The 24,437-nt window shown below is 68.5% G+C and carries 19 protein-coding genes and 2 pseudogenes; 4 read left to right on the top strand and 17 right to left on the bottom strand.

Going from position 1 to position 24,437, the window contains the following annotated elements:
• Positions 1–31 precede the first annotated feature (31 nt).
• Positions 32–3,226, top strand: a complete 3,195-nt coding sequence (locus QFZ53_RS17750) for an ATP-binding protein (protein WP_307299437.1) — start codon at positions 32–34, stop codon at positions 3,224–3,226.
• 90 nt (positions 3,227–3,316) lie between these two features.
• On the opposite strand, the gene QFZ53_RS17755 is transcribed toward QFZ53_RS17750, so the two are convergent.
• From QFZ53_RS17755 to QFZ53_RS17795, 9 genes and pseudogenes are all read right to left on the bottom strand, one after another.
• Entirely contained in the window at positions 3,317–4,156 is an 840-nt protein-coding gene (locus QFZ53_RS17755) for an ABC transporter permease (protein WP_307298612.1), read from the bottom strand.
• Positions 4,153–5,149 (bottom strand): annotated as a pseudogene (locus QFZ53_RS17760) (ATP-binding cassette domain-containing protein). The gene QFZ53_RS17755 and the pseudogene QFZ53_RS17760 overlap by 4 nt, the downstream one beginning before the upstream one ends.
• 83 nt (positions 5,150–5,232) lie before the next feature.
• Positions 5,233–5,880: a spermidine/putrescine ABC transporter substrate-binding protein gene (locus tag QFZ53_RS17765; RefSeq protein ID WP_307298616.1), complete on the bottom strand. Its 648-nt coding sequence runs from the start codon at positions 5,878–5,880 to the stop codon at positions 5,233–5,235.
• A 47-nt stretch (positions 5,881–5,927) separates the two neighbouring features.
• Complete coding sequence (locus tag QFZ53_RS17770) at positions 5,928–6,419, bottom strand: hypothetical protein (RefSeq protein WP_307298617.1); 492 nt, start codon at positions 6,417–6,419, stop codon at positions 5,928–5,930.
• 7 nt (positions 6,420–6,426) lie between these two features.
• A complete protein-coding gene (locus tag QFZ53_RS17775; RefSeq protein ID WP_307298619.1) occupies positions 6,427–7,428 on the bottom strand; it encodes an ABC transporter in 1,002 nt (333 codons plus the stop codon).
• Between the two features lie 98 nt (positions 7,429–7,526).
• The gene (locus QFZ53_RS17780) at positions 7,527–7,679 is read right to left on the bottom strand and encodes a hypothetical protein (RefSeq protein WP_307298621.1); all 153 of its coding nucleotides are present in this window, start codon (positions 7,677–7,679) and stop codon (positions 7,527–7,529) included.
• 56 nt (positions 7,680–7,735) lie between these two features.
• A complete protein-coding gene (locus QFZ53_RS17785; RefSeq protein WP_307298624.1) occupies positions 7,736–8,701 on the bottom strand; it encodes a TolB family protein in 966 nt (321 codons plus the stop codon).
• Positions 8,698–9,966, bottom strand: coding sequence for an MFS transporter (locus tag QFZ53_RS17790; RefSeq protein ID WP_307298625.1), 1,269 nt, complete (start codon positions 9,964–9,966; stop codon positions 8,698–8,700). Before QFZ53_RS17790 ends, QFZ53_RS17785 begins: the two co-directional genes overlap by 4 nt.
• A gap of 4 nt (positions 9,967–9,970) precedes the next feature.
• Positions 9,971–12,583: a chitosanase gene (locus tag QFZ53_RS17795; protein WP_307298626.1), complete on the bottom strand. Its 2,613-nt coding sequence runs from the start codon at positions 12,581–12,583 to the stop codon at positions 9,971–9,973.
• A gap of 174 nt (positions 12,584–12,757) precedes the next feature.
• Between QFZ53_RS17795 and QFZ53_RS17800 the strand changes: the two genes are divergently transcribed.
• Positions 12,758–13,966, top strand: coding sequence for an ROK family transcriptional regulator (locus QFZ53_RS17800; protein ID WP_307298628.1), 1,209 nt, complete (start codon positions 12,758–12,760; stop codon positions 13,964–13,966).
• A gap of 15 nt (positions 13,967–13,981) precedes the next feature.
• Here QFZ53_RS17800 and QFZ53_RS17805 read toward each other — a convergent pair whose 3' ends face one another.
• The 3 genes from QFZ53_RS17805 to QFZ53_RS17815 form a co-directional block, all read right to left on the bottom strand.
• Positions 13,982–14,890: a sugar ABC transporter permease gene (locus QFZ53_RS17805; protein ID WP_292908617.1), complete on the bottom strand. Its 909-nt coding sequence runs from the start codon at positions 14,888–14,890 to the stop codon at positions 13,982–13,984.
• Positions 14,890–16,494 carry an ABC transporter permease subunit gene (locus tag QFZ53_RS17810; RefSeq protein ID WP_292908619.1) on the bottom strand — a complete coding sequence of 535 codons (1,605 nt, stop codon included), beginning with the start codon at positions 16,492–16,494 and terminating at the stop codon, positions 14,890–14,892. Before QFZ53_RS17810 ends, QFZ53_RS17805 begins: the two co-directional genes overlap by 1 nt.
• A 69-nt stretch (positions 16,495–16,563) precedes the next feature.
• The gene (locus QFZ53_RS17815) at positions 16,564–17,778 is read right to left on the bottom strand and encodes a sugar ABC transporter substrate-binding protein (RefSeq protein WP_292908621.1); all 1,215 of its coding nucleotides are present in this window, start codon (positions 17,776–17,778) and stop codon (positions 16,564–16,566) included.
• Between the two features lie 187 nt (positions 17,779–17,965).
• Between QFZ53_RS17815 and QFZ53_RS17820 the strand changes: the two genes are divergently transcribed.
• Both QFZ53_RS17820 and QFZ53_RS17825 read left to right on the top strand, forming a co-directional pair.
• The gene (locus QFZ53_RS17820) at positions 17,966–18,454 is read left to right on the top strand and encodes a YajQ family cyclic di-GMP-binding protein (RefSeq protein ID WP_307298631.1); all 489 of its coding nucleotides are present in this window, start codon (positions 17,966–17,968) and stop codon (positions 18,452–18,454) included.
• Between the two features lie 430 nt (positions 18,455–18,884).
• On the top strand, positions 18,885–19,517 hold the full coding sequence (locus QFZ53_RS17825; RefSeq protein WP_292908733.1) for a GntR family transcriptional regulator: 633 nt from the start codon (positions 18,885–18,887) through the stop codon (positions 19,515–19,517).
• On the opposite strand, the gene QFZ53_RS17830 is transcribed toward QFZ53_RS17825, so the two are convergent.
• The 5 genes and pseudogenes from QFZ53_RS17830 to QFZ53_RS17850 form a co-directional block, all read right to left on the bottom strand.
• On the bottom strand, positions 19,508–20,542 hold the full coding sequence (locus QFZ53_RS17830) for an alpha/beta hydrolase (protein ID WP_307298635.1): 1,035 nt from the start codon (positions 20,540–20,542) through the stop codon (positions 19,508–19,510). The two genes, QFZ53_RS17825 and QFZ53_RS17830, sit on opposite strands and share 10 nt — an antisense overlap.
• Before the next feature lie 23 nt (positions 20,543–20,565).
• On the bottom strand, positions 20,566–21,939 hold the full coding sequence (locus QFZ53_RS17835) for an FAD-dependent oxidoreductase (protein ID WP_292908625.1): 1,374 nt from the start codon (positions 21,937–21,939) through the stop codon (positions 20,566–20,568).
• 44 nt (positions 21,940–21,983) lie between these two features.
• Positions 21,984–23,046, bottom strand: a pseudogene (locus QFZ53_RS17840) (polyprenyl synthetase family protein).
• 23 nt (positions 23,047–23,069) lie between these two features.
• Positions 23,070–23,729 (bottom strand): ubiquinone/menaquinone biosynthesis methyltransferase, encoded by a 660-nt coding sequence (locus QFZ53_RS17845; RefSeq protein WP_373426337.1) that lies wholly within the window; start codon positions 23,727–23,729, stop codon positions 23,070–23,072.
• 93 nt (positions 23,730–23,822) lie between these two features.
• The gene (locus tag QFZ53_RS17850; RefSeq protein WP_307298640.1) at positions 23,823–24,383 is read right to left on the bottom strand and encodes a hypothetical protein; all 561 of its coding nucleotides are present in this window, start codon (positions 24,381–24,383) and stop codon (positions 23,823–23,825) included.
• Positions 24,384–24,437: the final 54 nt, after the last annotated feature.

Here is a 24,437-nt window from a genome sequence, read left to right on the forward strand (position 1 = left end):
CGTCGGGTCGTCGTCCTATGCTTGCCAGGTGATGCAGCGCACTCCGCGGGTCGCCGTGCTCGGCCCGGTGAAGGTCGCCGCGGCCGACGGCATCCCGCTCGACATCCCCGGCGCGACGTCGCGCGCCCTCCTGGCGTCGCTCGCGCTCGGCGGCGGCGCATCCCGCAGCGTCGACGCGATCGCCGCCGACGTGTGGGGCGACGACCTGCCCGCAAATCCGCGCGGAGCAGTGCAGACCCTCGTGTCCCGGCTGCGTTCCCTGGCCGGAGCCGACATCATCCGCAGCGACGCGATCGGCTATGCGCTCGGCGTCGCCGTCGACAGCGACCTCGCGATCGCGAGAGACGCGGATGCCGCCGCCGCGCGTCTCCCGGAGGGCGATGCGGCGCGACTGCCGCTGCTGGAGCACGCCCTGTCGCTCTGGCGCGGAGAGGCGGGGGCGGATCTCGCCCACTCCCCCGTCGCGCTCGACCTCGCAGCCGCCGTGAGCGCACTGCACGATCGCCTCCGCGCGGCGCGCTCGCGCTCGCTCATAGTTCTCGGCCGCGCGGCCGACGCGATCCCGGCGCTGGCCGCTCTCGCCGACTCGAAGCCATACGACGAGGAGGCGCACGCTCAGCTGATGACGGCTCTCGTCGAGGCCGGGCGCGAGCAGGAGGCACTGGCCGTGTTCGCGCGGCTGCGGACCCGACTGCGGGATGATCTCGGCTCTTCTCCGAGCAAGGACACGAGCGCGTTGAACGCCCGCATCCTGCGCGGCGACGAGGCGACTGCGCCCGCGCGGGTGCGCATCGGGCTGCAAGCCGCTCCGAACGAGCTCATCGGCCGCGATGACGACGTCGAGCGCATCGAGGCACTGCTGGCGACCAGCCGGCTCGTGACGATCCTGGGCCCGGGCGGCCTCGGCAAGACCCGGCTGGCGCAGGCGGTGGCGGCGGCATCCGACGCGCCGGTCGTCGCGGTCGTCGCCCTGGCCGGCATCCGCGCCGATGCCGACCTGGAACCCGCCATCGGGGCGGCGCTGGGCATCAGCGAGAGTTCTGCCGGCAGCCGGCTGTCCGACGCGCGATCGCAGCCCGACCTGCGCACCCGCATCGTCGCGCTGCTGGGCGAGCGACCGGCGCTGCTCGTTCTCGACAACTGCGAGCAGATCATCGACGCGGCCGCGGCCTGGGCCGCCGACATGCTCGGCGCAGTGCCGACGCTGCGGATCGTCACGACCAGTCGGACGCCCGTCGCGATCGCCGCCGAAGCGGTGTACCCGCTCACCGCGCTGAGCGCGGGCGACGGCGAGGGCCCGGCGGTGCGGCTGTTCCTCGAACGGGCGCGTGCGGCGCGCCCCGACGCGAGACTCGACGGAGCGACCGTCGCCCGGCTCTGCGACCGCCTCGACGGACTGCCTCTTGCGATCGAGCTCGCCGCCGCACGCGTGCGCACCATGACCGCCGAGCAGATCGAGTCTCGCCTCGAGAACCGCTTCGCCCTGCTGACGAGCGGCGACCGCGCCGCGCCCGAACGCCATCGCACCCTGCAGGCTGTGATCGAGTGGAGCTGGGACCTGCTCGACGACGACGCCAGGAACGCGCTCGTCCGGTTGTCCCTTCTTCCGGCAGGCTTTTCGACGGTCTCGGCGTCAGCAGTGCTCGGCGAGAGCGCCGTCGACGACCTGCTCGACCGGCTGGTCTCCCAGTCCCTGCTCGCGGCGACCGATACCGGCACGGGTGTGCGGTTCCGCATGCTGGAGACGGTGCGCGAGTTCGGCCTGGCCCGGCTTGCAGCCTCGGGCGCCGAAGACGACGCGTGGCATGCCGTGCTGGCATGGGCAGGCGGCTTTTCCCGGATGCCGGGGGCTGCGCTGTTCGGCGAGTGCGCGCCGGTGCGCCCCGACGTTCTGGCAGAGCTGAACGCCGAGAACGACAACCTGGTCGCGGCGCTGCGCTACGCCGCAGAGAGCGGACTTTCCGCCGATGTCGTGCGGATCTTCTCTGCGCTGATGTCCGCGTGGGTCGTGCGCGGCGCGTTCACGGAGTTCTTCGGATTCACACCGATCGTGATCGCGGCGCTCGACGGGCTCGACCACGACGCGGTGTCCGCCGATCTCCTCGTGAGCGTCCTGCTGCCGTGCGGGCTGATGGCCCTCGTCGGCGAGGACCCGCGTGGGCTCGGCGCCATCAGCCGCCTGCGCCGCATCGCCCGCACGCCCGGCGTGATCTTGAGCCCAGCCTTGGCGGCGCTCCTGTCGGTGACCGTGCAGGTGTCGCGTCCGGAGCGGATGATGGCGGTCCTGCGGGCGTTGCGCGAAGAGCCCGAACCGGCCGCGCGCCTGGTCGGAGAGTTCCTCACCTCGCAGACGGCCGAGAACACCGGCGACACCGTCACGGCCGCTTCGTCGGCGCAACGCGCCTGGGAGCTGGCAGGAGAGATCGACGACCGGTGGATCGGCACGCTCGCGGCGAGCGCGGCGGCACAGGTCGCCGGCCAGTCGGGCCATCACGCGGATTCTCTCGTCTGGCTCGACCGTGCCCGACGCAGCGCCGAGGGTTTCGACGTGTCGGAGGAGCAGGTGCAGCAGGACTGGACGCGAGGCATCGCTCTGCTCGGCCTCGGCCGCCTGGACGAGGCCGAGAGCGTCTTCGAAGACGTGTCCCGTACGGCCGAGCTCACCCAGCAGGGGGTGGAGTACGCGGCGCTGGGCTGGTTCGGCCTCGCGGAGGTGGCGCGCACACGCCGTGACCTCGAGGGGGCGGTGGCAGGCTATCGACGATCTCTGGCCGGCTTCCCGTCGGGCGATCAGCGCGCCACCCCGTGGTACCTGGTGCTGCTGGCGACCCTCATCACGGCCTCGGTCGCCGACGAGCTGCTCCCCGCTGCTGACCTCGCGCGGTGGGCGAACCGCCTGCGGACACGGACCCTGGCTCTGCACCGTATGAATCCGACCTACGTCGACCGACCGGTGATCGGCACAGCGCTGGCGGGCTGGTCGTCGTGGGCGCTGACCACGCCGACCGAGCAGGATCGCGGTCTGCGGGGGCTGGCACTGGCCGAGCTTCTCGGCGCTCGACAGGATCTGCCGAGCCTGTCGCTCACGGCGCTGTTTGCACAGGCGCGAGGAGTGGTCGGAGCCGAGGCCGTCGCCGCGGCGCGCGCCGCGGCATCCGCTCTGCCATCCGAGCAGCTCGTCGATGAAACGCTGCGCGTGCTGACGCATCGAGTCCCCGGCCGCTGAGACCCCCGGGTTCGCGTCGAGACCCCCGGCTGGCGGGGTGCGCAGCAGGGGGTCTCGACGACAGAGCGGGGCTCGGCGGAACGGTGGGAGTCAGGCCCGGCGCATGTACGCCCGGACCGTGAGCGGGGCGAAGATCGCGACGATCACCGCGGCGCCGAGGATCGAGATCCAGGCGTCCGCTCCGAACACGCCGTTGTTGACGAGGTCGCGGACAGCGGTGACCAGGTGCGACACCGGATTCACGTTCACGAAGCCCTGAAGCCAGCCGGGCATGGTGTCGACCGGCACGAAGGCGTTCGACAGGAACGTCAGCGGGAACAGCACGAGCATGGAGATGCCCTGCACGCTCGACGCCGTGCGCGCGATCACTCCGAAGAAGGCGAAGATCCAGCTGATCGCCCAGGAGCATCCGATCACGAGCAGCCCTGCCGCCACGACCGCGCCGATGCCTCCCTCGGGGCGCATGCCCATGATGAAGCCCATGACGAAGGTGAGAGTCGTCGCGATCGCATAGCGGAGGGTGTCGGCGAGCAGCGCACCGGAGAGCGGTGCGATGCGCGCGATCGGCAGCGAGCGGAACCGGTCGAACACGCCCTTGTCCATGTCCTCCCGCAGCTGGGTGCCCGTGACGACCGAGGTGGTGATCACGGTCTGCACGAGGATGCCGGGGATGATCACGGGCAGGTACGACGCGACATCGCCCGAGATCGCCCCGCCGAAGATGTAGGTGAACATCAGCGTGAAGATGATCGGCTGAAGGGTCACGTCGAACAGCTGCTCTGGCGTGCGGCGGATCTTCACGAGTCCGCGGTAGGCCATGGTGAGCGTGTTCTGCACGCTCTGGCCGAGGCTGGTGCGGTTCTTCAGATGGCGCTCGGATGCCGGGACGATCATCCTGGCCGTCGAGGGCGCCGTGGCGATGGCGGTCATGCGTGCACCTCTTCCTTCTGTGCGTCTGCGTCTTCGCCGACCGTGGCCGGCTTTCCGGTGATGGTGAGGAACACCTCGTCGAGCGTCGGCTTCTGGACACTGAGCTCGGTGACCCGGATGCCGCTCTCCCGCAGGGTGATCAGGAGATCGGCGATACGGTTCGGGTCGGCCATCGGCGCCGTGATTCGCGCGGCCTCAGGCGAGAGCGTGCCCCGCACGCCCAGCATCCGCTCGATCGCGGTGAGCGCGTCAGCCGTGTCGGCGGCGTCCTCGAGACGCAGCTGCAGGCTCGAGGCTCCCACCGACGCCTTGAGCTCGTCGCTCGTGCCTTCGGCGACGACCTTGCCGTGGTCGATCACGGCGATGCGGTCGGCGAGCTGATCGGCCTCGTCGAGATACTGCGTCGTGAGGAGGACGGTCGAGCCGGTCGCCACGAGCTCGCGGATCGTGTCCCACATCTGGCCGCGTGTGCGCGGGTCGAGGCCCGTGGTGGGCTCGTCGAGGAAGATCAGGGGCGGCTGCGCGATAAGGGATGCGGCGAGGTCGAGGCGACGGCGCATGCCGCCCGAGAAGTCCTTGAGCGGGCGTCGGGCCGCCTCGGCGAGACCGAAGCGCTCGAGCAGCTCCTCCTGCTTGCTCTTGGCCTCACTGCGGCCGAGGCCGAGCAGCCGGGCGAAGATCATGAGGTTCTCGGTCGCCGAGAGCGTCTCGTCGACCGAGGCGAACTGCCCTGTGACGCCGATGAGCTGACGGACGATCTGCGGGTCTCGCACGACGTCGTAGCCGAAGATGCGGCCCGAGCCGCCGTCGGGTCGCATGAGGGTCGCGAGCATGTTGATGGTCGTCGTCTTGCCGGCGCCGTTCGGGCCCAGGACTCCGTAGACGGTGCCGGTCTTCACTCGGAGGTCGACGCCGTCGACCGCGCGGTTCTGTCCCGAACACCTTCACGAGTCCATCGGCCTCGACGGCCCAATCTGCGTTGTGATTTGTCATGGGGACAGCATCCGCTTGCCCGCTTGCACGACGCTGTCGCGGCGCTGTCGCCCGCTGTCAGGCGCCGCCCTACGATGAAACCGTCAGACCGAGTCGGGGCCGAAGGGCGAGTCGAGCGACTCGGTGAGCTCCGCCAGCATCGCCTCGATCTGGGGCTCGACGTGCTGCGAGATCGCCGCCTGGATGTGCAGGCGGTGTCGGAGCATCAGCCCGCAGATCTCCCGGCCGACCATGTTGGCGTACTCGTCGGCGAGGGCCACCTCCTGCCGGAGCGCGGCCTTCGCCTCGTCGCTCAGGGGCGGCAGCGGCGGCAGCTCCTCGGCTGCGTCATCGGCCATCCCCGCGATCGTGAACAGGAACGGCGCACCGGGCACCGGATCAGGATCGAGCGGGAGTCCGTCGAACTCGGGGTCGAGGTTCTCGGCCGGCCGGTAGCTGCGCGCCCTGTTGCGTGCGGCCTGCTGGTCGAGCTCGCGCTGCAGCATCGGCAGATTCCGCGCCGTGTACTCGGCGACCGCGCTGTCGACGATCGCCTTGATGCGGGTGGAGAGCCCGTGCTGAACCCCGTGCGGCGTGTTCGACGCGATGCCCGCTGCCGAGAGCACGGGGGAACCCAGGCAGCGGCGGCACGGCGCGACGCGACCGCGGTGGGTTGCCGGCTCCCAGCGCGGCACCCAGCGCAGCCAGGCCTCCACGGCCTGGTCGACCTGCGTCTCCAGTGAGCGCTCCACTCCTCAAGCGTAAGGCGCGCCGGGCGTGTCGTGCGCGATTCGCCGCGTCACTCGTCGCCGTGTTCCTCCCACGGCCAGCGCGGATGCTGCGCTCTGGTGCGCCGGAGCGCCACCCCGCTCCACGAGGCGACGGCGGCGGACAGCACCAGCACGGCACTCGCGCCACCTCGTACCAGGTCGCCCGCGACTGCGGTGGAGACGATCAGATCGCCGGTGCCCAGCAGCACCGCGATCCAGACGGCAGCCAGATGGACCAGCCCGGTGAGGATCGCGACGGTCGGAACCGAGAAGAACGACGGCCGCGCCGGACGCACCGCGAACCAGAGAGACAGGGCGAAGACCCCGACTGCTGCCGCCATTCCGATGATCCCCGGACCCTGACCGAGGTCGGTGACGGCGATGATGTCGGCATCGGTCGCGAAGCTCAGCGCCCCCAGACCGAAGACGGCCAGGGCGAAGAACCCGATCGTCGCGAGGGCGAGGGCCAGCAACGCAGAGACCCCCGCGGACGGCGGTCTGCGGGGGTCTGGCGAGGACATGCGAGTCTCAGCGGGCGAGCGTCGGGCCCGCCTCGAGCGTGCGCTCGTACTCGCGCTGCGCCTCGGCGTTCAGCTCGGTCTTGCGAGCGCCGCTGCGGGCGACCCAGGCGCCGAACCAGATCGTGAGCTCGCGCCCGAAGACGAACGCGGCGATCGCGAGCGGCGCGAGCAGCTGCTCGTTCACGAGCTGAGCGCCCTCAGAGGCGGTGAGCCGCCAGAACGGTTCCTGGACGAGCTGCCCGAGGATGTGGCCGCCGTAGGCGATGACTCCGACGATGATGCCGAAGATCACCCAACGACCCCACTTGCCGCGGTTGATGAAAGCGCCCAGCAGCCAGAAGCCGAGGTAGAAGACGACGACCGGCACCCAGAACCCGAAGGTCGTCAGTGGTGCGAGGGCCGCTTCTCCGAGGTTGTCGGCGGTCACGTCGCCGGCCAGCGCTCCGAGACCGAGGATCGTGCCGAGGTAGAGGATCGCGAAGGAGAGAGCGGCGAGCAGGCCGATCGCTCCGGCGGTGCCGCGGTTTCCGCGCTCACGCGGCGGCTCAGGAGCCTGCACGAAGATGGGCTGCTGCTGCAGCGGCACGACGATCGGCGTCTCGGCGGGCACCGGTTCGGATGGCACGATGCGTGTCTCGGTGTCGTCGGCCGTCGAATAGGCGTTGTCGGCCATCGTGGACTCGCTGTGCGAGACCGGAGTGTCGAGCACCGTGGTCTCGTCGTCCTGTGCCGCGATCTCGTTCAGCGCCGGAGTCGAGAACGTACCGGGGTGGTCGCGCTCGGCCTCTTCGAACGCGGCGAGATCGGCGTCGGCTGCGGCCGTCGCATCGGCGTCGCCCGCGGGTGCCTTGTCGGCGTCTTCCGCTGCCGTGTCTTCCACGGTTTCGGGGGTCTGGCCCGGCACCGCCGCGCTCGCCGCTGCGGCCGCGTCGAGACCGGCGTTCGCGCTGTCGACGACGTCGTTCACGTCGGCCGGCTGCTCGTGCTTCGGAACCTCGGGGTCACTCATGGGGTGCGCCTCTCATCGGATGTGATCAGTGCGAGGGTACCGCCGCGCGTTCGAGCGCCGTCGGAGGCGTGCCGACGTGTCGCTGAGCCCGGCGCGGATCAGGGCAGGATGCTGCGCATCCCCTCTCCGACGAACTGCGCCATCGCGGGCACGATCGGCAACGCGAACCACACCAGCCCGACGATGACCCCGGCGCACAGCATCCCCGCGATCCAGCTGATCGCCAGATTGCGTCCCCCCACTCGTGCCATGCCTTCACGCTACGGCTGCTCGTCCACCCGGGACGCACGCAACGCCGGGCGATGTATCAGTCGTGCACCATCGCGGGCGACGAGGCGTCCTCGGCGATCAGCTCCGGCTGCCCGGCGCCGTCGGCGGACACCGACCACACTCCCCCGTCGACGCCGTAGGCGACGGTGTCGTCGTCGATCCACGCGGCCTGATCGTCGACGTTGCGGTCCTCGGCAAGCGGCGTCTCCTGCATGGTCGCGAGATCCAGCACGTACAGCCGCCACGGATCATCGACGCTGTCGTTCACACGCTTCTTGAAGACGATCCTCGTGCCGTCGGGCGACAGCGACGGACACTCGACATTCTCACGCAGGGCGGTGGCAGACCACTCGCTCACGTCGCCCTCGACGAGGTACGTGGTCCCCGCCGTGGAGACCGTCGCGAAGAAGGTGTCGTCGTCTTCCGCGAACGTCACACCCCAGTAGTTGACGTCGACGCGGTGCACGCGCTCACCGTCGATGTAGAGCGGGATGCCCTCGAGGGAATCGACGATTCGTCCGGTGTCACGGTCGTAGATGCCGGTCCGCGTAGAGAAGTTCGTGCCGGCGTAGTTGTCGCCCGTGACGAAGACGGTCCAGGCCACCATCCGGCCCGAGGGCGAGACGCGAGCACGCGTCGGCACGCCGCTGTACGTGAAGGTCTCGGTCGGCGTGAGATCGGCGTCGAGCACCTCGACCTTGGTCGTCGGCTTCAGGCTGCCCTCGACGCTCACGCACACCGCGGTGTCACCAGCCGCGTAGAAGCGATTGCATTCGAGTCCCGTTCCCGTGCGCCCCGGGGCTCCGCCTCCGTCCTGCAGCACGACGGAGCCCTCGGAATCACGGACATAGAGTCCGTGGTCGGTCGCAGGCACGACGTCTCCGGCGGCGTGCACCCTGTCTCCGCTGCGGGCCACGGCGTAGAGCGAGTAGCCGATCCCGACGCCGGCGAGCACGAGCGCCGCGGCGCCCACGAGCACGACGCGCTTCCTCATCGATGTCACGCGAGCTCCTCCGCAGGGTGGCGATCGGGACGGATCAGCACCGCGGCCGCGATCAGCACCGCGAGGAGCGCGAGTGCAGCGGCGGCGAATGCGGCCGTCATGCCCCAGAACGTCCACGCCGCGCCGAACATGATCGCCGCGAACAGTCGACCGGTCGCCTGACCGGTCTGCAGCAGGGCCATGCCTCCCGCGCGCCGCTCGCGGGGAATACGGGGACCCGCGAGCGCCATCAGCACGCCGTCCGTCGCCGCGTAGAAGACGCCCAGCAGCGCGAGCATCAGCACCAGCAGGAACGGACCGTCGATAGGCAGCAGCAGTGTCGAGTACGCGCCGATCAGGGCGAGGTTGCCGAGCAGGAACGGCAGTCTCCGGCCGATCCGATCGGCTAGACGCCCCATCGGCACAGCCAGCAGGAGATAGACCAGAGCGCTGCCGAGCGGAAGCAGCGGGAAGAACGCGGCATCCAGCTGCAAGCGCTCCTGGAGACCGAGGTAGAGGAAACCGTCGCCGACCGTCGCGAGGCCCAGGATCGTGGCCGCGATCAGGAGCCGGCGGAAGACCGGCTCGCCCAGGATCCGCACGGTCTCGCGCAACGTGGGCCGGGGAGCACCGACGGGCATGGAACTGCGACCGGGCACGAAGGCGATCAGCACCAGCACGCCCAGGCTCGCGACGCAGAAGCTGACGATGAAGACCGCGTCGAAGGCATCCGCCAGCATCCACAGCAGTCCGAACGCGGCGAGTGGACCCAGCAGCGCACCCGCGGTGTCCATCGCGCGGTGCACGCCGAAGGCCCGCCCCTGGTGCGCGTCGTCGACGGAGAGGGAGATCAGTGCGTCGCGTGGAGCGGTACGGATGCCTTTTCCGATCCTGTCGACCGCGAGGGTCGCGGACAGCGCCACGGTCGAGGCTCCCGCGAGCAGGAGGAACGGCTTGCAGACCGCGGACAGTCCGTAGCCGATGCCGGCCACGAGCTTGTGCTGCGACCAGCGGTCGGCGACGTGTCCGCCGAGCAGGCGCACGAAGGCCGTGACGCCGTTGTACAGACCATCGAGGAAACCGAAGGCGAGCGGGGTCATGCCCAGCCCGATGACGAGGTACAGCGGGAGTACCGCCGTGACCATCTCCGAGGAGAGATCCGTGAGCAGGCTCACGACTCCGAGTGCGATCGCGGTGCTGCCGACTCCGGCCGCGCGGCGGCCCACCTGAGGGTGGACCGCCGCGCCGCCTTCGTCCTGCCGCGCTTTGCTGCCGGCGAGATACATGTCGTCAGTGGCAGGTGATCGTGCTGGTGTCGGCCACTGCACCGCCCACGGCGATGAGCTTCGTCGTCACCGAGGAGTCGGTGAAGTCGAGCTGCAGCACGCCGTACTTGTCACCCACGCGCTTGACGCTGTTCGGCTTGACGTTCTCGTAGCCGGTCAGGTTCACGCCGCCCATGCCGGCGACGATCTCGACCGTGCCGTTCGCCGCTGCCGCACCCGTCGCCGACTGCGGAGCGAAGCGCTCGTAGTCGTGATCGTGGCCGTTGATGACCAGTTCGACGCCCGCGTTCGCCATGAGTCCCCAGACCTCATCTGAGACGCCCTCGTTGCCGTGGGTGCCGGAGGTGAAGGCGGGGTGGTGGTAGTACGCCACGGTGCACTGCTTGGTGCTGGCGGCGAGATCGGCCTTGATCCAGTCGATCTGCGCCTGCTCGTCGAAGCGGTTGGAGTTCAGCGCGATGAAGTGCCAGTTGCCGTAGTCGTAGCTGTACCACATCTTGCCCTGCGGGGTCGCGCGGGCGCCGAAGTAGTCGCGGTACGCCTTCTCGTCGCCCTTCTCGGTCTCCTCGTTGTAGTCGGTGTCGTACGACTCGTGGTTTCCGGGCACCGGCCAGGTGTTGTTCTTGAACTTGCCCCACGACTTGTCGTAGTTGTTCATGAAGTCCTCGAAGTGGCCGTCGTCATAGGCCATGTCGCCCATGGTGATGTAGAAGGCGGGGTTCAGGGACTGTGCGAGCGTCGCCGTGGCGAAGTGCTGGCAACCGGAGCTGGGCGCCGAGCAGCCCGTGCCCGCGATGTCGCCCGCGCCGACGACGCGGAACGTCGTGCCGCCGGGGTTGCCTCCGTCGGTGCCGGCCGTGCCGTACGCCTCGACCTCGAACAGCGAGTAGCCGTAGGCGGTGCCGCGGGCGGTGCCGTAGATGCGCAGGTAGCGGCCGGTGCCGTTCAGATTCGTGAACTCGTCGGTGCCGCCGTTGCCCGCCGCTTCCGTGGCGAGCGTGCTCCAGGTGGCGCCATCGGCCGACATCTCGATGCGGTACTTGCTCGCATAGGCGGCCTCCCACTTCAGCACGACCTTCGAGACCGCGGCTCCGGTGCCGAGGTCGATGCGCACCCACTGCGGGTCCACGCCCTCGACGCTCGACCACCGGGTGGTCGCGTTGCCGTCGACGGCCTTCGCGGCTTCGAAGCCCGTGCCCTCGACCGTCGACGCCGTGACCGGCTTGTTCTTCGAGATCAACGCGGCGGTACCCGGCGTCGTGGTCGGGGTCGGAGTAGGGGTCGATGTCTGCGTGGGTGTCGGGGTCGGGGTCGGCGTGGAGCCTCCGCCGGTGCCTGCCGTGCCGTAGACCTCGGCTTCGTAGAGGGAGTAGCCGTAGGCGGTGCCGCGTGCGGTGCCGTAGATGCGGAGGTAGCGGCCGGTGCCGGTGAGGTTGGTGAACTCGTCGGTGCCGCCGTTGCCTGCGGCTTCGGTGGCGAGGGTGGTCCAGGTGGTGCCGTCGTTCGAGGTCTCGATGCGGTATTTGGAGGCGTAGGCGGCTTCCCATTTCAGGACGACCTTGTTCACGGTGGAGCCGGTGCCGAGGTCGATGCGCACCCACTGCGGGTCCACGCCCTCCACGCTCGCCCAGCGGGTGGTCGCGTTGCCGTCGACCGCCTTCGCGGCTTCGAAGCCCGTGGCCTCGACCGTCGACGCCGTGACCGGCTTGTTCTTCGAGATCAACGTCGCCGTGCCGGGGTTCTGCGTCGGAGACGCCGTCGGCGTCGGAGAAGACGTAGGGTTCGGGCCGCCGATCTCATCGAGCGGCCAGCGGGGCGTCGGGTTCGACGGGATGCTGAAGGCCTCGCCGTAGACCGACCAGTTCAACGGGGTGTCGAGGTTGAGGTTGCCCGCGCGGAGCCACACCCGCTGAGCCGTCTCGATGCGCGTGACGTCTTCGTGGGCCGCCTCCTTCTGCATCTCGATGACGCGAGCGTCGAGGAAGGCGTTGAGATACGTCGTCTCGTTGCCGCCCTCCGCCGGTGTCTTGGCCTTCTTCCTCGCCTCGGTGCGGATGTCCTGCATGCCGTCGAAGCCGTGCACGACCGCGGCGTCGTAGTAGATGAACTGGCCCAGTGCGCCGATCTTGTCGCTGAGTCCGAGATCGACCGAGGGGTCGAAGTACCATTCGCGGGTCAGGTCGCGCTGCGCACGCTGGAACGCGGCTTTGGCGCCCTCCGCCTTCCACGCCGCCTCATACGCGGACCCGAGACCGGCGTGCGAGTCGGTGCCGTCGACGCTGCGCAGCGCGGGGAGGTACTTCGCCAGCCCGTTGCTCGGGTACTTCTTCGTGTACCGCTCGACGAGCTCCAGCATGTCGCTCGTTCCCGAGGTGAACCCGATGATGCCGCCGGTGTAGCCGCGCCCGTCGTCGATGTCCTCGATGTAGTCGTACCGGTTGTACCAGTCGAGGACCGAGTTCTCGGCCGAGGTGACGATCTCCTGCGCGATCTCCCGCTTGACCGGGTCGCGCAGGCTGACGGTGGTGGCTGCCTGGGCTGAGGTGGCGATGAGGCCGCTGAGCGGTATCACGATCGCAGCAGCCAGCAGAGCCAGCAATGGTCGACGTTGACGCATGATTCCTCCGTGAGGGTTGGGGGGTAAAGAATGTTTAGGAAAGATTCTTTACGAAGAGTTATACCGGAGGAACGTTCGTCACGCAATGGGCGGATGGCGCGGTTCTCCTGCCGTTCATCTGCGCTGCAGGTCTGTAGCATGCGGAGTACCCGACCATGAGACATCGAGGACATCGTGCCCACTCCCCCGACCGGAACCAGCGTCGTCCGAGCCATCAACGCCCGTGCCGCCCTGCGGCTGCTTCTCGACCGCGGTCCCTTGAGCCGTCCCGAGATCGCGGCCCTGCTCGCGGTGTCGAAGCCCACGGCCTCGCACCTGCTGACACAGCTCCGCGAGAGCGGCCTCGTCAAGAGCGACGGCAATCGCGACGGGGCCGTCGGACGCGCGGCCGAACTGTTCAGCGCGAACGAGACCGCGGCGTACGCCGCCGCCATGGATGTCACTCCGGAGCGCACGGAGGCCGTCGTGATCGACTTCGCGGGCTCGGTGATCGGCGCTTTCTCCCTCGACACGCAGGACGGTGTCGAGGTCGACCCCGCCGCGCAGGTGCAGCGCGCCTTGACCGGCGCGTGCGCGGATGCCGGCATCGCCGCAACCGCTGTCCGCAGAGTCGTTATCGGCATCCAGGGCGCGATCGATCCGACATCCGACCGCCTGCGCTTCGCCGCGCATCTGCCCGGTTGGCAGCGGCCGGGACTCACCGTCGCCCTGCAGGACAGCGTCGGCGCTCCCGTCGACATCGAGAACGATGTGAACCTCGTCGCGATCGCCGAACGTGCGCACGGTGTCGCGACCCGCGACGACAGCTTCGTCGAACTGTGGGTGTCGGACGGCATCGGCATGGGGCTGATGTTCGGAGGACGCGTTCATCGCGGCCTCACGGGCGGGGCCGGCGAGATCGCCGAGCTGCCGGTGCCCGGCGCGCCCGTGCCGCAGGAGACGAACGAGTTCGGGGCGAGCGGCATGCAGGCGCTCGCCGGCGCACCTGCGCTCGGCCGCGTGCTGGCCGAGCACGGGTTCTCGGCCGACACTGCGGTCCAGGCCATGACAGAGGCGGTCGCCGCCGGCGGCGACGGCGCAGCATCCGCCCTCGACGAGATCGCCTCGCGGCTGGCACTCGGCCTCTCGGCGGTCGTCGCGATCGTGGATCCCGATCTCATCGTGCTCGCCGGCGACATCGCGCTGGCCGGCGGCGAGCGGCTGCGCAGCCTGGTGCAGCATCACCTGCACGCGACCGTCGTCGCCCGCCCTCCGGTGCTGCTGTCGAGCCTGGACGGCAACCCGGTGCTCGACGGCGCATTGCGACTCGTGCTCGAGCGCGTGCAGGACGAGGTTCTCGACACCGTCAGCGGCGGCCAGTCGAAGCCGGCGGGCGACGACTGACCGCGATCGCGGAGATCAGCCCTTGGTCGCGCCGGCGGTCAGCCCGCCGACGATGTACTTCTGCAGGAACAGGAACAGGATCATGACCGGGACGGCCGCCATCACCGCGCCGGCCGAGAACGCCGACCAGTCCGCGTAACGCGGGTTCGCGACGAGCTTCGTGAGCCCGACCACAAGGGTCTGCTTGTCGACGTCGACGAGCATGATGCTCGCGATCACGTACTCGTTCACGGTTCCGATGAACGACAGCAGCGCCACGACCGCCAGGATCGGAGCGACCAGCGGCAGGATCATCGTGAAGAAGATGCGCGCGTGACCCGCACCGTCGATGCGCGCCGCCTCGTCGAGCTCGATCGGCAGCGTGTTGAAGAAGCCGTACATCAGGTAGGTGTTCACGCCCAGCGCTCCACCGAGGTACACGAGGATGAGGCCGGTGTGCGTGTTCAGGCCGATGGCCGGGAACCAGTCGCCCAGCGTGGTCATGAGCAGGAAGATCGCCACGACCGCGAGCAGCTGCGGGAACATCTGCACGACGACGATCGTCACGAGTCCGACACGACGGCCCGTGAACCGCATGCGCGAGAACGCGTAGGCGGCAAGCGCGCCGATGAACACGGTCGACGCACCCGTGATCACCGCGATCAGGAGCGTGTTCAGGAACCACAGGCCGTAGGGGTTCTGCGGGTCGCTGAGGATGCGCACGTAGCTGTCGATGCCGATGGCCGAGAACAGCTGGTTCGACCCGGTCAACGTGCCCCGCGGGTTCAGCGAGGCCGACAGCACGTACAGCAGGGGGAACAGCGCGAACGCGCTGACCACGATGGCGACGAGGTGACGCCATCCGGTGTCGGCGAACCACTGTCCGAAACTGCGCTTGCGCGGGGCGAGGAGCTGCTCGTTCGTGACGGTGCGGGCGGTGCTCATCAGTTCAGCTCCTCGAGTGCCTTGGTCTTGCGGAAGCTGATGATCGAGATCGTCGCCACCACGATGAAGATCAGGATGGTGAAGGCGGAGGCCAGACCGTAATCGCGGTTCTGGCCGGTGAAGGCCACCTTGTAGACCATCGAGATGAGGATGTCGGTGTGCCCGACCGGGATGTTCACGTCGTCGAAACGGGGTCCGCCGTTGGTGAGCATGTAGATCAGGTTGAAGTTGTTGAAGTTGAACGCGAACGACGAGATCAGCAGGGGCGCGACCGTCACCAGCAGCAGCGGCAGCTTGATGCGGCGGAAGATCTGCCACGGGTTCGCGCCGTCCATGACGGCCGCCTCGTTGACCTCGGAGGGGATGCCCTGCAGCGCGCCCATGCACACGAGGAACATGTAGGGGAAGCCGAGCCACAGGTTCACGATCAGCACCGACACCTTCGCGAGCGTCGGATCCGTGAGCCACGGGATCTCGGCGCCGCCGAAGATCACCTGGTTGATGAACCCGAAGCTCTCGTTCATCATGCCGGCCCAGACGAGGGCGGAGAGGAAGGCGGGGAACGCGTAGGGCAGGATCAGGATGATCCGGTAGCCGTTGCGGAACCGCATCCTCGTGTTGTTGAAGACCAGGGCGAGCAGCAGGCCGAGGAAGAAGGTGGAGGCCACGGAGACGAGGGCGAACACGAACGTCCAGATCGTCACGGAGATGAGCGGACCGCGGATGGACTCGTCGCTGACCGCGCGCACGAAGTTGTCGAAGCCGACCGTCGTCTGCCAGCCGGGCAGCAGCTGCTCGCCGTCGTCGGCGGTGAAGGCCCCGGTGCCGAGATCCGAGTACACGGTGCCCGTGTCGGAGTCGGTGATGGTGTCGGCATCCGCGTCGTACTCGAGCGTCGAGATGTACAGGTACCCCTTCTGACCGTCAGGGGCGCGAAGGCTGCCGTCGTTGGGGTCGTCGCTGAAGGGCACCGACAGCTTCTCGAGCTCGGCCGACAGCGTGAACACCTTGGCGAGCGGAAGCGTGGTCCATCCATCGGTGGCGACCGCCTGACCGCCCTCGAAGTCGGCGTCGACCTCCTGCAGAGGCTGTTCCGCGGTGCCGAGCAGGGCGTCACCGGAGTCGGGGTCGGTGACGAGAAGGCCGTAGGTGCCGAACTGCTCGACGACGGTCACGGGGTATGTCGGCGAGTCCTCGACGCGTTCCTGTGCAGACGCGAGCAGCGAGGAGATCGCCTGATCCTTGGTGCCGTTGTGTCCGGTGCCGTAGTTGGTGAAGCCGATGTACCCCGTGTAGAGCAGGGTGAACACCTGGAAGATCACGAGGAAGATGATGCCGGGTGTGAGGTACTTCGCCGGGATCATCTTGCGGGAGAAGTAGATCCAGTTGACGAGCACGGCGACCACGACGACGACGCCGAGGATCAGCCACTCCTGATGCGTGAAGAGCACGTACGCCGCGTACAGTGCGATCGCGTCGACGACGGCGAGCAACAGGATCTTCAGCAGAGTCCAGCCGATCGGCGCGGATGCCGCTTCGGCGATCTTCGCGGCCTGACGCTGGCGCTTGGTCGGAGGAGCCGTGGGCTCGGCGGTGTCTGTCATCTCGTCCCCGTCGTGGAGCTGCCGGGGCGGACGGCTGCGTCCGCCCCGGCAGGTGGTGCTGGTGGTGTCTTACTTGATGGCCGCGGTCACGTCGTCGACGAGCTTCTGCCACGTCGTCTTCGGGTCCGCACCGTTGATGATCGCAGCCTCGGCCACGCCCCAGAACTGCCACACCGAGCCCATGGCCGGGATGGCCGGCATCGGAACGGCGTCGGCGCCGACGGCCTGGAAGCCGGCGATGATCGGGTCGGAGGCAGCCTCGTCTGCAGCAGCCGTGAGTGCGGGCAGGACGTTGCCGGCCTTGAACAGCTCGAGCTGGACGTCCTTCGTGCCGATGTAGTTCACCAGGAAGTCGTTCGCAGCGACCTTGTTCTTGGACTCGGCGCTGACGAAGAAGCCCTTGACGCCGGCGAACGGCGACGCGGTCTCACCGGTGGGGCTGGGGACGGGGTCGATCGCCACGTTGATGCCCGCGTCGACTGCGGCGCCGACGTTCCACGGACCGGTCAGCCAGAAGGCCGCCGTGCCGTCGAGGAACTGCTGCTTGGCGATCTCGCCGTCGACGTCGGTGTTGAGGTTTCCGGTGCCGTTCTTGCCTTGGGCGGCGAGCCAGTCGGCGAAGGCGAAGCCGCCCTCGCTGCCGAGCTGCAGGTCAGCCGAGTCGTAGCTGCCCGAGTCGTCGGTGCCGAAGACGGGGGCGCCGAATGCGGTCTGGAACGGATACAGGTGGTACGGGTTGCCCTCTGCGCCCTGTTCGACGACGAACTTGCCCTTGGAGATCATGTCGTCGAAGCTCGTGGCGGCCGCCGGAACGAGGTCGGCGTTGCGCAGCACGGCGATGTTCTCGACCGCGTAAGGAAGCATGTAGACGGTGCCGTCGTAGGTCGCGGCCTGGAGCGCGACCGGGAGGTAGTCGGACGCCGAGTCGCCGAGTTCGAGAGGCGCGACGACGCCGTTGGTGGACAGCTCGCCCAGCCAGTCGTGCGCGCCCATGACGATGTCGGGGCCCTTGCCGGTCGGGACCTGCTGGATGAAGTCGTCCTTCATGTCGTCGACGGACTTGCCGACGAGTTCGACCTTCACACCGGTCTTCTCCTCGTAGGAGTCAGCGGCGCCCTGCAGCGCGTCGACGCGCTCGGAGTCGACCCAGACGGTCAGGGCGCTGGCGGCGTCGTCGCCCTTCGAGTCGTCGTCGCTGCTCCCGGTGGAGCAGCCGGCGAGCGTCAGAGTCGAAACCATGGCGATCGCGCCGAAGGCGGCGATGCCCCTCTTGTTCACCTTCATTGGTGTGAGCCTCTCTCAGTGCGTGTGGCCTGCAGGACTGCAAGCGCTTACAGTATGCACCGACATCAGCCTGATGCGCAATGGAAGTCCGTGTCGATACCAGACTGTGACCGCATGCGAGTACATGCAACAAGGTGAAAGCGCTTCCAAGACTGCGCGGAAATGGGCGGGTCGCTAGACTTTTGCCATGGCTGACAGTTCCTTTGACATCGTCTCGAAAGTGGATCACCAAGAGGCAGAGAACGCCCTGAATCAGGCCCACAAGGAGATCGAGCAGCGCTACGACTTCAAGGGCACCGGTGCGTCGATCGCGTGGAGCGGCGAGCAGGTGCTGATCATCGCGAACACCGAGGAGCGCGCGAAGGCGGTGCTCGACGTGTTCCAGTCGAAGCTCATCAAGCGCGGCATCTCCCTGAAGAGCCTCGACTCGGGCGAGCCCTTCGCCAGCGGCAAGGAGTTCCGCATCGTCTCGAGCCTCAAGGACGGCATCTCCTCCGAAAACGCGAAGAAGATCGGCAAGCTCATCCGCGACGAGGGCCCCAAAGGCGTGAAGAGCCAGATCCAGGGCGACGAGCTGCGCGTGCAGTCCAAGAGCCGCGACGACCTGCAGGCGGTGATCGCATTGCTGAAGGGCAGCGATCTCGACATCGATCTGCAGTTCATCAACTACCGCTGAGGCGGGCTCGATCGGCAGGGAAACCGGCCGGATGCCGCGGGAACAGTCCGCGGCATCCGGCCGGTTCTCGTTTTCCCCACCTGCGATCGAATACTGATATACGGGTTTAGTTCGGAAAGACTGGGTACGTCGCATCCGGAGCGACAGACGATGTGTCTCGTGCATGATGCGCTGTCGGCTCAGCGCTGCGATCTCTGATCGCGGTTCACGCCTTGTGGGGACCGGGCCGGCTGACAGCTCCGTGCAATGCATCGACCATGGTCGGCGGGCGCCCCCTACGCTCGCCGACCACGGAAACATTTATTACGAACCATCTGGGAAATCCCCTGCCGCAGGACTCGTGTTGGCAATGCAGCGCACTTCGTGATGTAGTTGCCATCCGGGCGATTCATGGGGAACCCGGATATGGACATGCAACTGGGGGCGATCCATGAATAGAAGAGGACTGGGGTCCGGGCGCGGCGAGACGAAGCAGCTGCTCGCCGAGGAGGTCTTCGCGCATATCGCGTCGCAGATCGTCGACGGCACACTCGCGCCTGGGCAGCGCATCCGCGACGTCGAAGTGGCGGACGAGCTGCACGTGTCGAGGACGCCGGTCCGCGAGGCGCTGCAGCGCCTGGAGCGCCTGGGCATGGTGACGATGTACCCGAGCCGGTACACCGAGGTCACGGCGGTCACACCCGAGGTCGTCGCGCAGACGCTGGAGTTCGCCGGCTACCAGGCGGGAGTGACCACGCGCATGGGACTTGCCAGGGTCGACGACGCCGAGCGCGTGCATCTCGCCGGACTCGTGGAGGAGATGTACGCGGCGCAGGGCGGAAGCGACATCTCCCGCACTCGTTGGGCGGTGTTCTCTTATCTCAGCGATCGCTGCGACAATGCGCAGCAGCGATCCCTGATCCAGGACGCCGGCATCACCCTGTTCCGCAATCTGCGGGACTGGGATGTCCCGGAGGACGACCGGCAGCGGATGCAGCAGATCTATCGCGACTTCCGCGACGCCGTTCTCGACGGCGATGGCGACCGGGCCGAGCTCCTCGCCCGCGCGATGCACTACGTCTGATCGGCAGCCGCCCACCCGCGCACCCAGCGGTCGAGCCTCGCGTAGGCCTCCTCGCGGGCCTCGTGCCGTGAGAGGAACACGTCGTGAAGGGCGCCGTCGATGCGCTCGACCGTCACGGTCGGACCGAGTTTCAGCGCCGCCTTGGCGATGTCGTCGACGACCAGCACCGTGTCGGCGGACGTGAGATCGGCCGACCATCGGGTCGGTGTCGCGGAGCGCGCCGACAACAGCACGCACACCGGCACGGCGATCGAGAGGCCGGCCGCGACTTTCGCGTGTCCGGCCAGGATGGCGCGGAACCACCCGGCGTGCACCGCCATGGTCTGCACCGGGCGCCAGGCCAGATTCACGTCCACCGGATCGTCGGGATCGGCGACTTCCTGCTGTGCCCGCGTGTAGAAGCCGAGATCGACCTGTGGTGCGGCCTCGAGAGGACGCAGCCGCGCCTGAAGTTCGGCCATCGGCGTGATCAGCGGACGGACCGACGCCACCTGGAACTCCAGCCACGGACTGTTCAGGATGACGGCATCGGCGGCGCCAGGGTGCCGCGAGGCCCACAGGCTCAGCGTGAGTCCGCCGGTCGAGTGCCCGAGCAGGACCAGACGACGGCCGGATGCCGTCCCTTCGGAGCCGCGGCCCATCGCCACGAGAGCCGCTTCGATGTCCTCGTCGTAGGTGGAGAGATCAGTGATGTAGCCGGGCGTCTGCCCCTGACGCAGGCTGCGGCCGTACTTGCGCAGGTCGAGAGCGAAGAACCGCGCACCGCGCGCTGTCCAGAAGCGGGCGAGGCGCTTCTGGAAGAAGTAGTCCGACCAGCCGTGCACATAGAGCACGTCGACATCGTCGAGCGGGCGCCGCCTTGTCAACGGGTTCCTGAACCTGCCGAAAGGTCTGTCCCACCAGCCGGACTCAGTCGGCAGCGCTCTGACCAGCGTCGCGACCACCGGGCCTTCGTGATCGTCTGCGAGTTCGAGCGTCCGCTGCGCGAACTCGTCGCCGAGGACGTCGGGGATCCACTCAGACATGCGGCCAGGCTAGCCGACCGCGATCACTCCCCGCGGGAGACCCGCACCATCACGTCGCGCGGGACGACCTTGACCCGTGCGCGCTCCTGTGGGGCGCCCAGCGCGATCTCATGCTCGTCGAGTCGGTGCCAGCCCTCGAGGTCGGTCCACTTCACGCCACGCTCCTCCAGGAGCGCGGTCACGGAGTCCTCGGAGGGATCTTCAGGCTGCCACCAGGAGCCCTGGTCGTTGATGATGTGACGGACAGTCTCCATGGCGTCGGACTTGGTGTGGCCGATGAGGCCGACCGGTCCGCGCTTGATCCAACCGGTCGCGTAGATGCCGGGAACGCGCTGGTTCGAGTCCTTCGCGAGGACCTGACCCTCGCGGTTGGGGATCACGCCGTGCTTCTTGTCGAACGGCACACCGGGCAGCGGCGAACCGAAGTAGCCGATGGCACGGTAGAGCGCCTGCATCGGGACCTCGCGCAGCTCGCCCGTGCCGATCGCGCCGCCCTGACCGTCGGGCTGTGTGCGCTCGTAGACGAGGGCTGCGACCCGGCCGCTCTCGTCGGTGCGCACCTCGACCGGACGCGCCCAGAAGTGCAGGTGCAGTCGACGGGATGCCGTACCGCCCGCGTTGTTCACGGAGTCGCGCTTGCGCCACGACTGCAGCACGCGATCGATGACCATGACCTGTTTGTTGCTGGCGACGGCATCCTTCGACGCCTCGTCGTAGTCGAAATCCTCGTCGTACACGACCATGTCGACGTCGCGCAGTTCGCCGAGCTCGCGCAGCTCCAGCGGGGTGAACTTCACCTGAGCGGGCCCGCGTCGACCGAACACGTGCACATCGGTGATCCGGCTCGCCGAGAGCCCCTCGTACACGTTCTCGGGCACCTCGGTGACAAGCAGATCCTCCGCGTGCTTCGCGAGCATCCGCGCGACATCGAGGGCCACGTTGCCGTTGCCCAGCACGCCCACGGATTCGGCGTCGAGCGGCCACTCGCGCGGCACGTCGGGGTGGCCGTCGAACCAGCTGACGTAGTCGGCCGCGCCGTAGGAGGCGACCGCGTCGATCCCGGGGATGTCGAGCGCGGTGTCGCGGATCGCGCCAGTCGCGAAGATCACCGCGTTGTAGTGCTTCTTGAGATCGTCGAGCGTGATGTCCTCACCGAAGCGCACGTTGCCGAACAGGCGGATGTCGCCGCGGTCCAGCACGTCGCGCAGAGCCGTGATGATGCCCTTGATGCGCGGGTGGTCGGGGGCGACGCCGTAGCGGACGAGCCCGTAGGGCGCGGGAAGCTGCTCGAACAGGTCGATCGACACGTCGAACTTGCGCTCGGCCTTGAGCAGGATGTCGGCGGCGTAGATGCCGGCGGGGCCTGCGCCGACGATGGCGAGTCTGAGCTTGGTCATGAGGGTCCTTTCCTCACGCTGCGCGTGCGCGCGGCGGCATGGGGTCAGCGGGAGCGCTCGGCCAAGGACTCGGCGAAGCGGGTGAGTGCTTCTCGCACCGTGCCCTTGGGCAGCGGGGCGAGCGCGTCGATGGCGTCGCGGGTCCAGGTGAGGGGCGAGCTCGAGGGTCTTCTGCGTCGAGCCGTGATCGCGCAGCTCGGTGAGCGGTCCGTCGAGGATCGAGGGGTCGGCGCCGTCGGCGATGCGCGCGACTCCGTCGTCGATGCGCGCCGCGAGTTCGGCGGATGCCGCGTCGGGCTCGGCCTTCAGCAGCAGGTAGGGCATGGTCGGCACACCGGCACGCAGATCGGTGCCCGGCACCTTGCCGGTGTCCTCTGGCTTCGCGGAGAGGTCGATCACGTCGTCGAGGAGCTGGAATGCGACGCCGATCTTCTCGCCGTAGACCCGCATCGGCTCCTCGTACTCGCTGGGCGCATGCGAGAAGATCACGCCGGCCTGCGTGGCTGCGGCGATCAGCGAGCCGGTCTTGTCGGCGAGCACCTGGATGTAGAACTCGATCGCGTCGTCACCGGGCTGCGCGCCGAGCGTCTCGTGCATCTGGCCGAGGACGAGCCGCTCGAAGGTGTCGGCCTGCAGGCGGATGGCCCGGTCGCCGTGACGGGCCATGAGCTGGCTGGCACGGGAGAACAGGATGTCGCCCGTCAGGATCGCGATGTTGTTGCCCCACACGGTCTGCGCGGCGGGAACGCCGCGGCGCCGATCGGCGCCGTCCATCACATCGTCGTGATACAGCGAGCCGAGGTGGGTGATCTCGAGCGCCTTGGCGATGTCGATCACGGCATCCGTGTTGCCCTCGCCGAGCTGAGCGGCGAGCAGGGTCAGCACGGGGCGGATGCGCTTGCCTCCGGCCTCGTAGAGGTAGCGGCTGGTGACGTCCGCGAGCGGGTCGGCGACGCGCACATCCTCGGCGAGCCCCGTCTCGACGAGCTCGAGCCCGTCCTCGATGGAGCGGGCGACGCGGCGCGCGGCCGGGCCGATGAAGATGCGGTCGCTGAAGCCGAGACGGCTCGCCAGTCGCGAACCCGGGGCGATGGGGCTCGAAGTCACGGATCCAGCCTACCTGGGTGCGATCACTCGGGCTTGCGGGCCCGGTGCAGGGCGACGATGCCGAAGGACAGGTTGCGATACGCCACGTCGGTCCAGCCCGCCTCGCGGATCCATGCCGACAGAGCGCGCTGGTCGGGCCAGTCGCGGATGGACTCGTTCAGATAGTCGTATGCATCGCCGTTCGTGCCCGCGACGCGCGCGACGCGGGGCAGCACCTGAGCGTTGTAGAACCGGTAGGCGCCGCGGAAGAGCTTGCCCGGTGGCGTCGAGAACTCGTTGATCACGAGCCGCCCGCCGGGCTTGGTGACGCGGAAGAGCTCGCGCAGCGCCTTCTTCGGGTCGTTCACGTTGCGCAGCGCGTATGACATCGTGACGGCGTCGAACTCGGCGTCGCCGAAGGGGAGGTTCGTGGCATCTGCTTCGACGAACGACAGATTGCGCATGCCGCCGTGTCGGCGCTGGCCCTCTGCGAGCATCCCGGGCGAGAAGTCGGCCGCGACGACCTCGGCGCCGCTGCGGGCGAGGGAGGCCGACGACGAGGCCGTGCCCGCACCGAGGTCGAGGATGCGCTCCCCCGGCTTCGGGGCGACGGCGCGCGTCGTCGCGGCGCGCCAGAGCGCGTCATTGCCTACCGTCATGGCCGTGTTCGTGCGGTCGTAGCCGGCCGCGACCTGGTCGAACATGCCGCTGACGCGGGCGGGGTCCTTGCCGAGATCTGCGCGATTGGGCTCTGTCACGCCTTCAGTCTAGGCGGGCCTCGCTGGACGCTCCCCCGCCTAGGCGGGTCGGTCGAGGCCGAGGGCGACCAAGCGGTCGAGCCAGACATCCGCGGTGGCATCGTCGAAGGGCGGGAGCTGTTCACGCACCTGCTGCTCCAGCTCGAGCGCCAGCGCTTCGAGGTGGGTCATGATGTCAGCCGGGTAGCCGAACTCGGCACTGTGCTGCGCCCACTCGTCGCGGTCGTCGACCCAGGTTCCCCGCTCGCCCACCACGCGGACGACATCGAGATCCATGTCGACGCCGGTCGCGAGCAGCGGATCGTCCGACCAGCGCACATCCCACCCCAGGTCGATGTAGATGCGCATGCCCTTGGGATGATCGCGGTTCACCGTGAGCGCGTAATCCTGCCGGCCGGCGGGGATCAGGGTGACGTTGGGGCTCCAGGTCGTGAACTCGCGCCCCGGCCGCGCGCTGTGCCATCCGACCGGCTGGCCGATCCAGTCGCCCCACTCGTCTGCGCCGAGGTAGACGCACTCGTGCCGCCAGTGCGGCGAGTCGTCCCATTTGCGCCACTGCGTGATCATCTCGGTTCCGGGTGCGGGACGTCCGTCGCTCATGCCTTCAGCGTACGTTCCCGTGCCGGAATCGCGATCTCGCCTCGAAGGTAGGCT

Source organism: Microbacterium natoriense (assembly GCF_030816295.1).
GTDB classification, from domain to species: Bacteria; Actinomycetota; Actinomycetes; order Actinomycetales; family Microbacteriaceae; genus Microbacterium; species Microbacterium natoriense_A.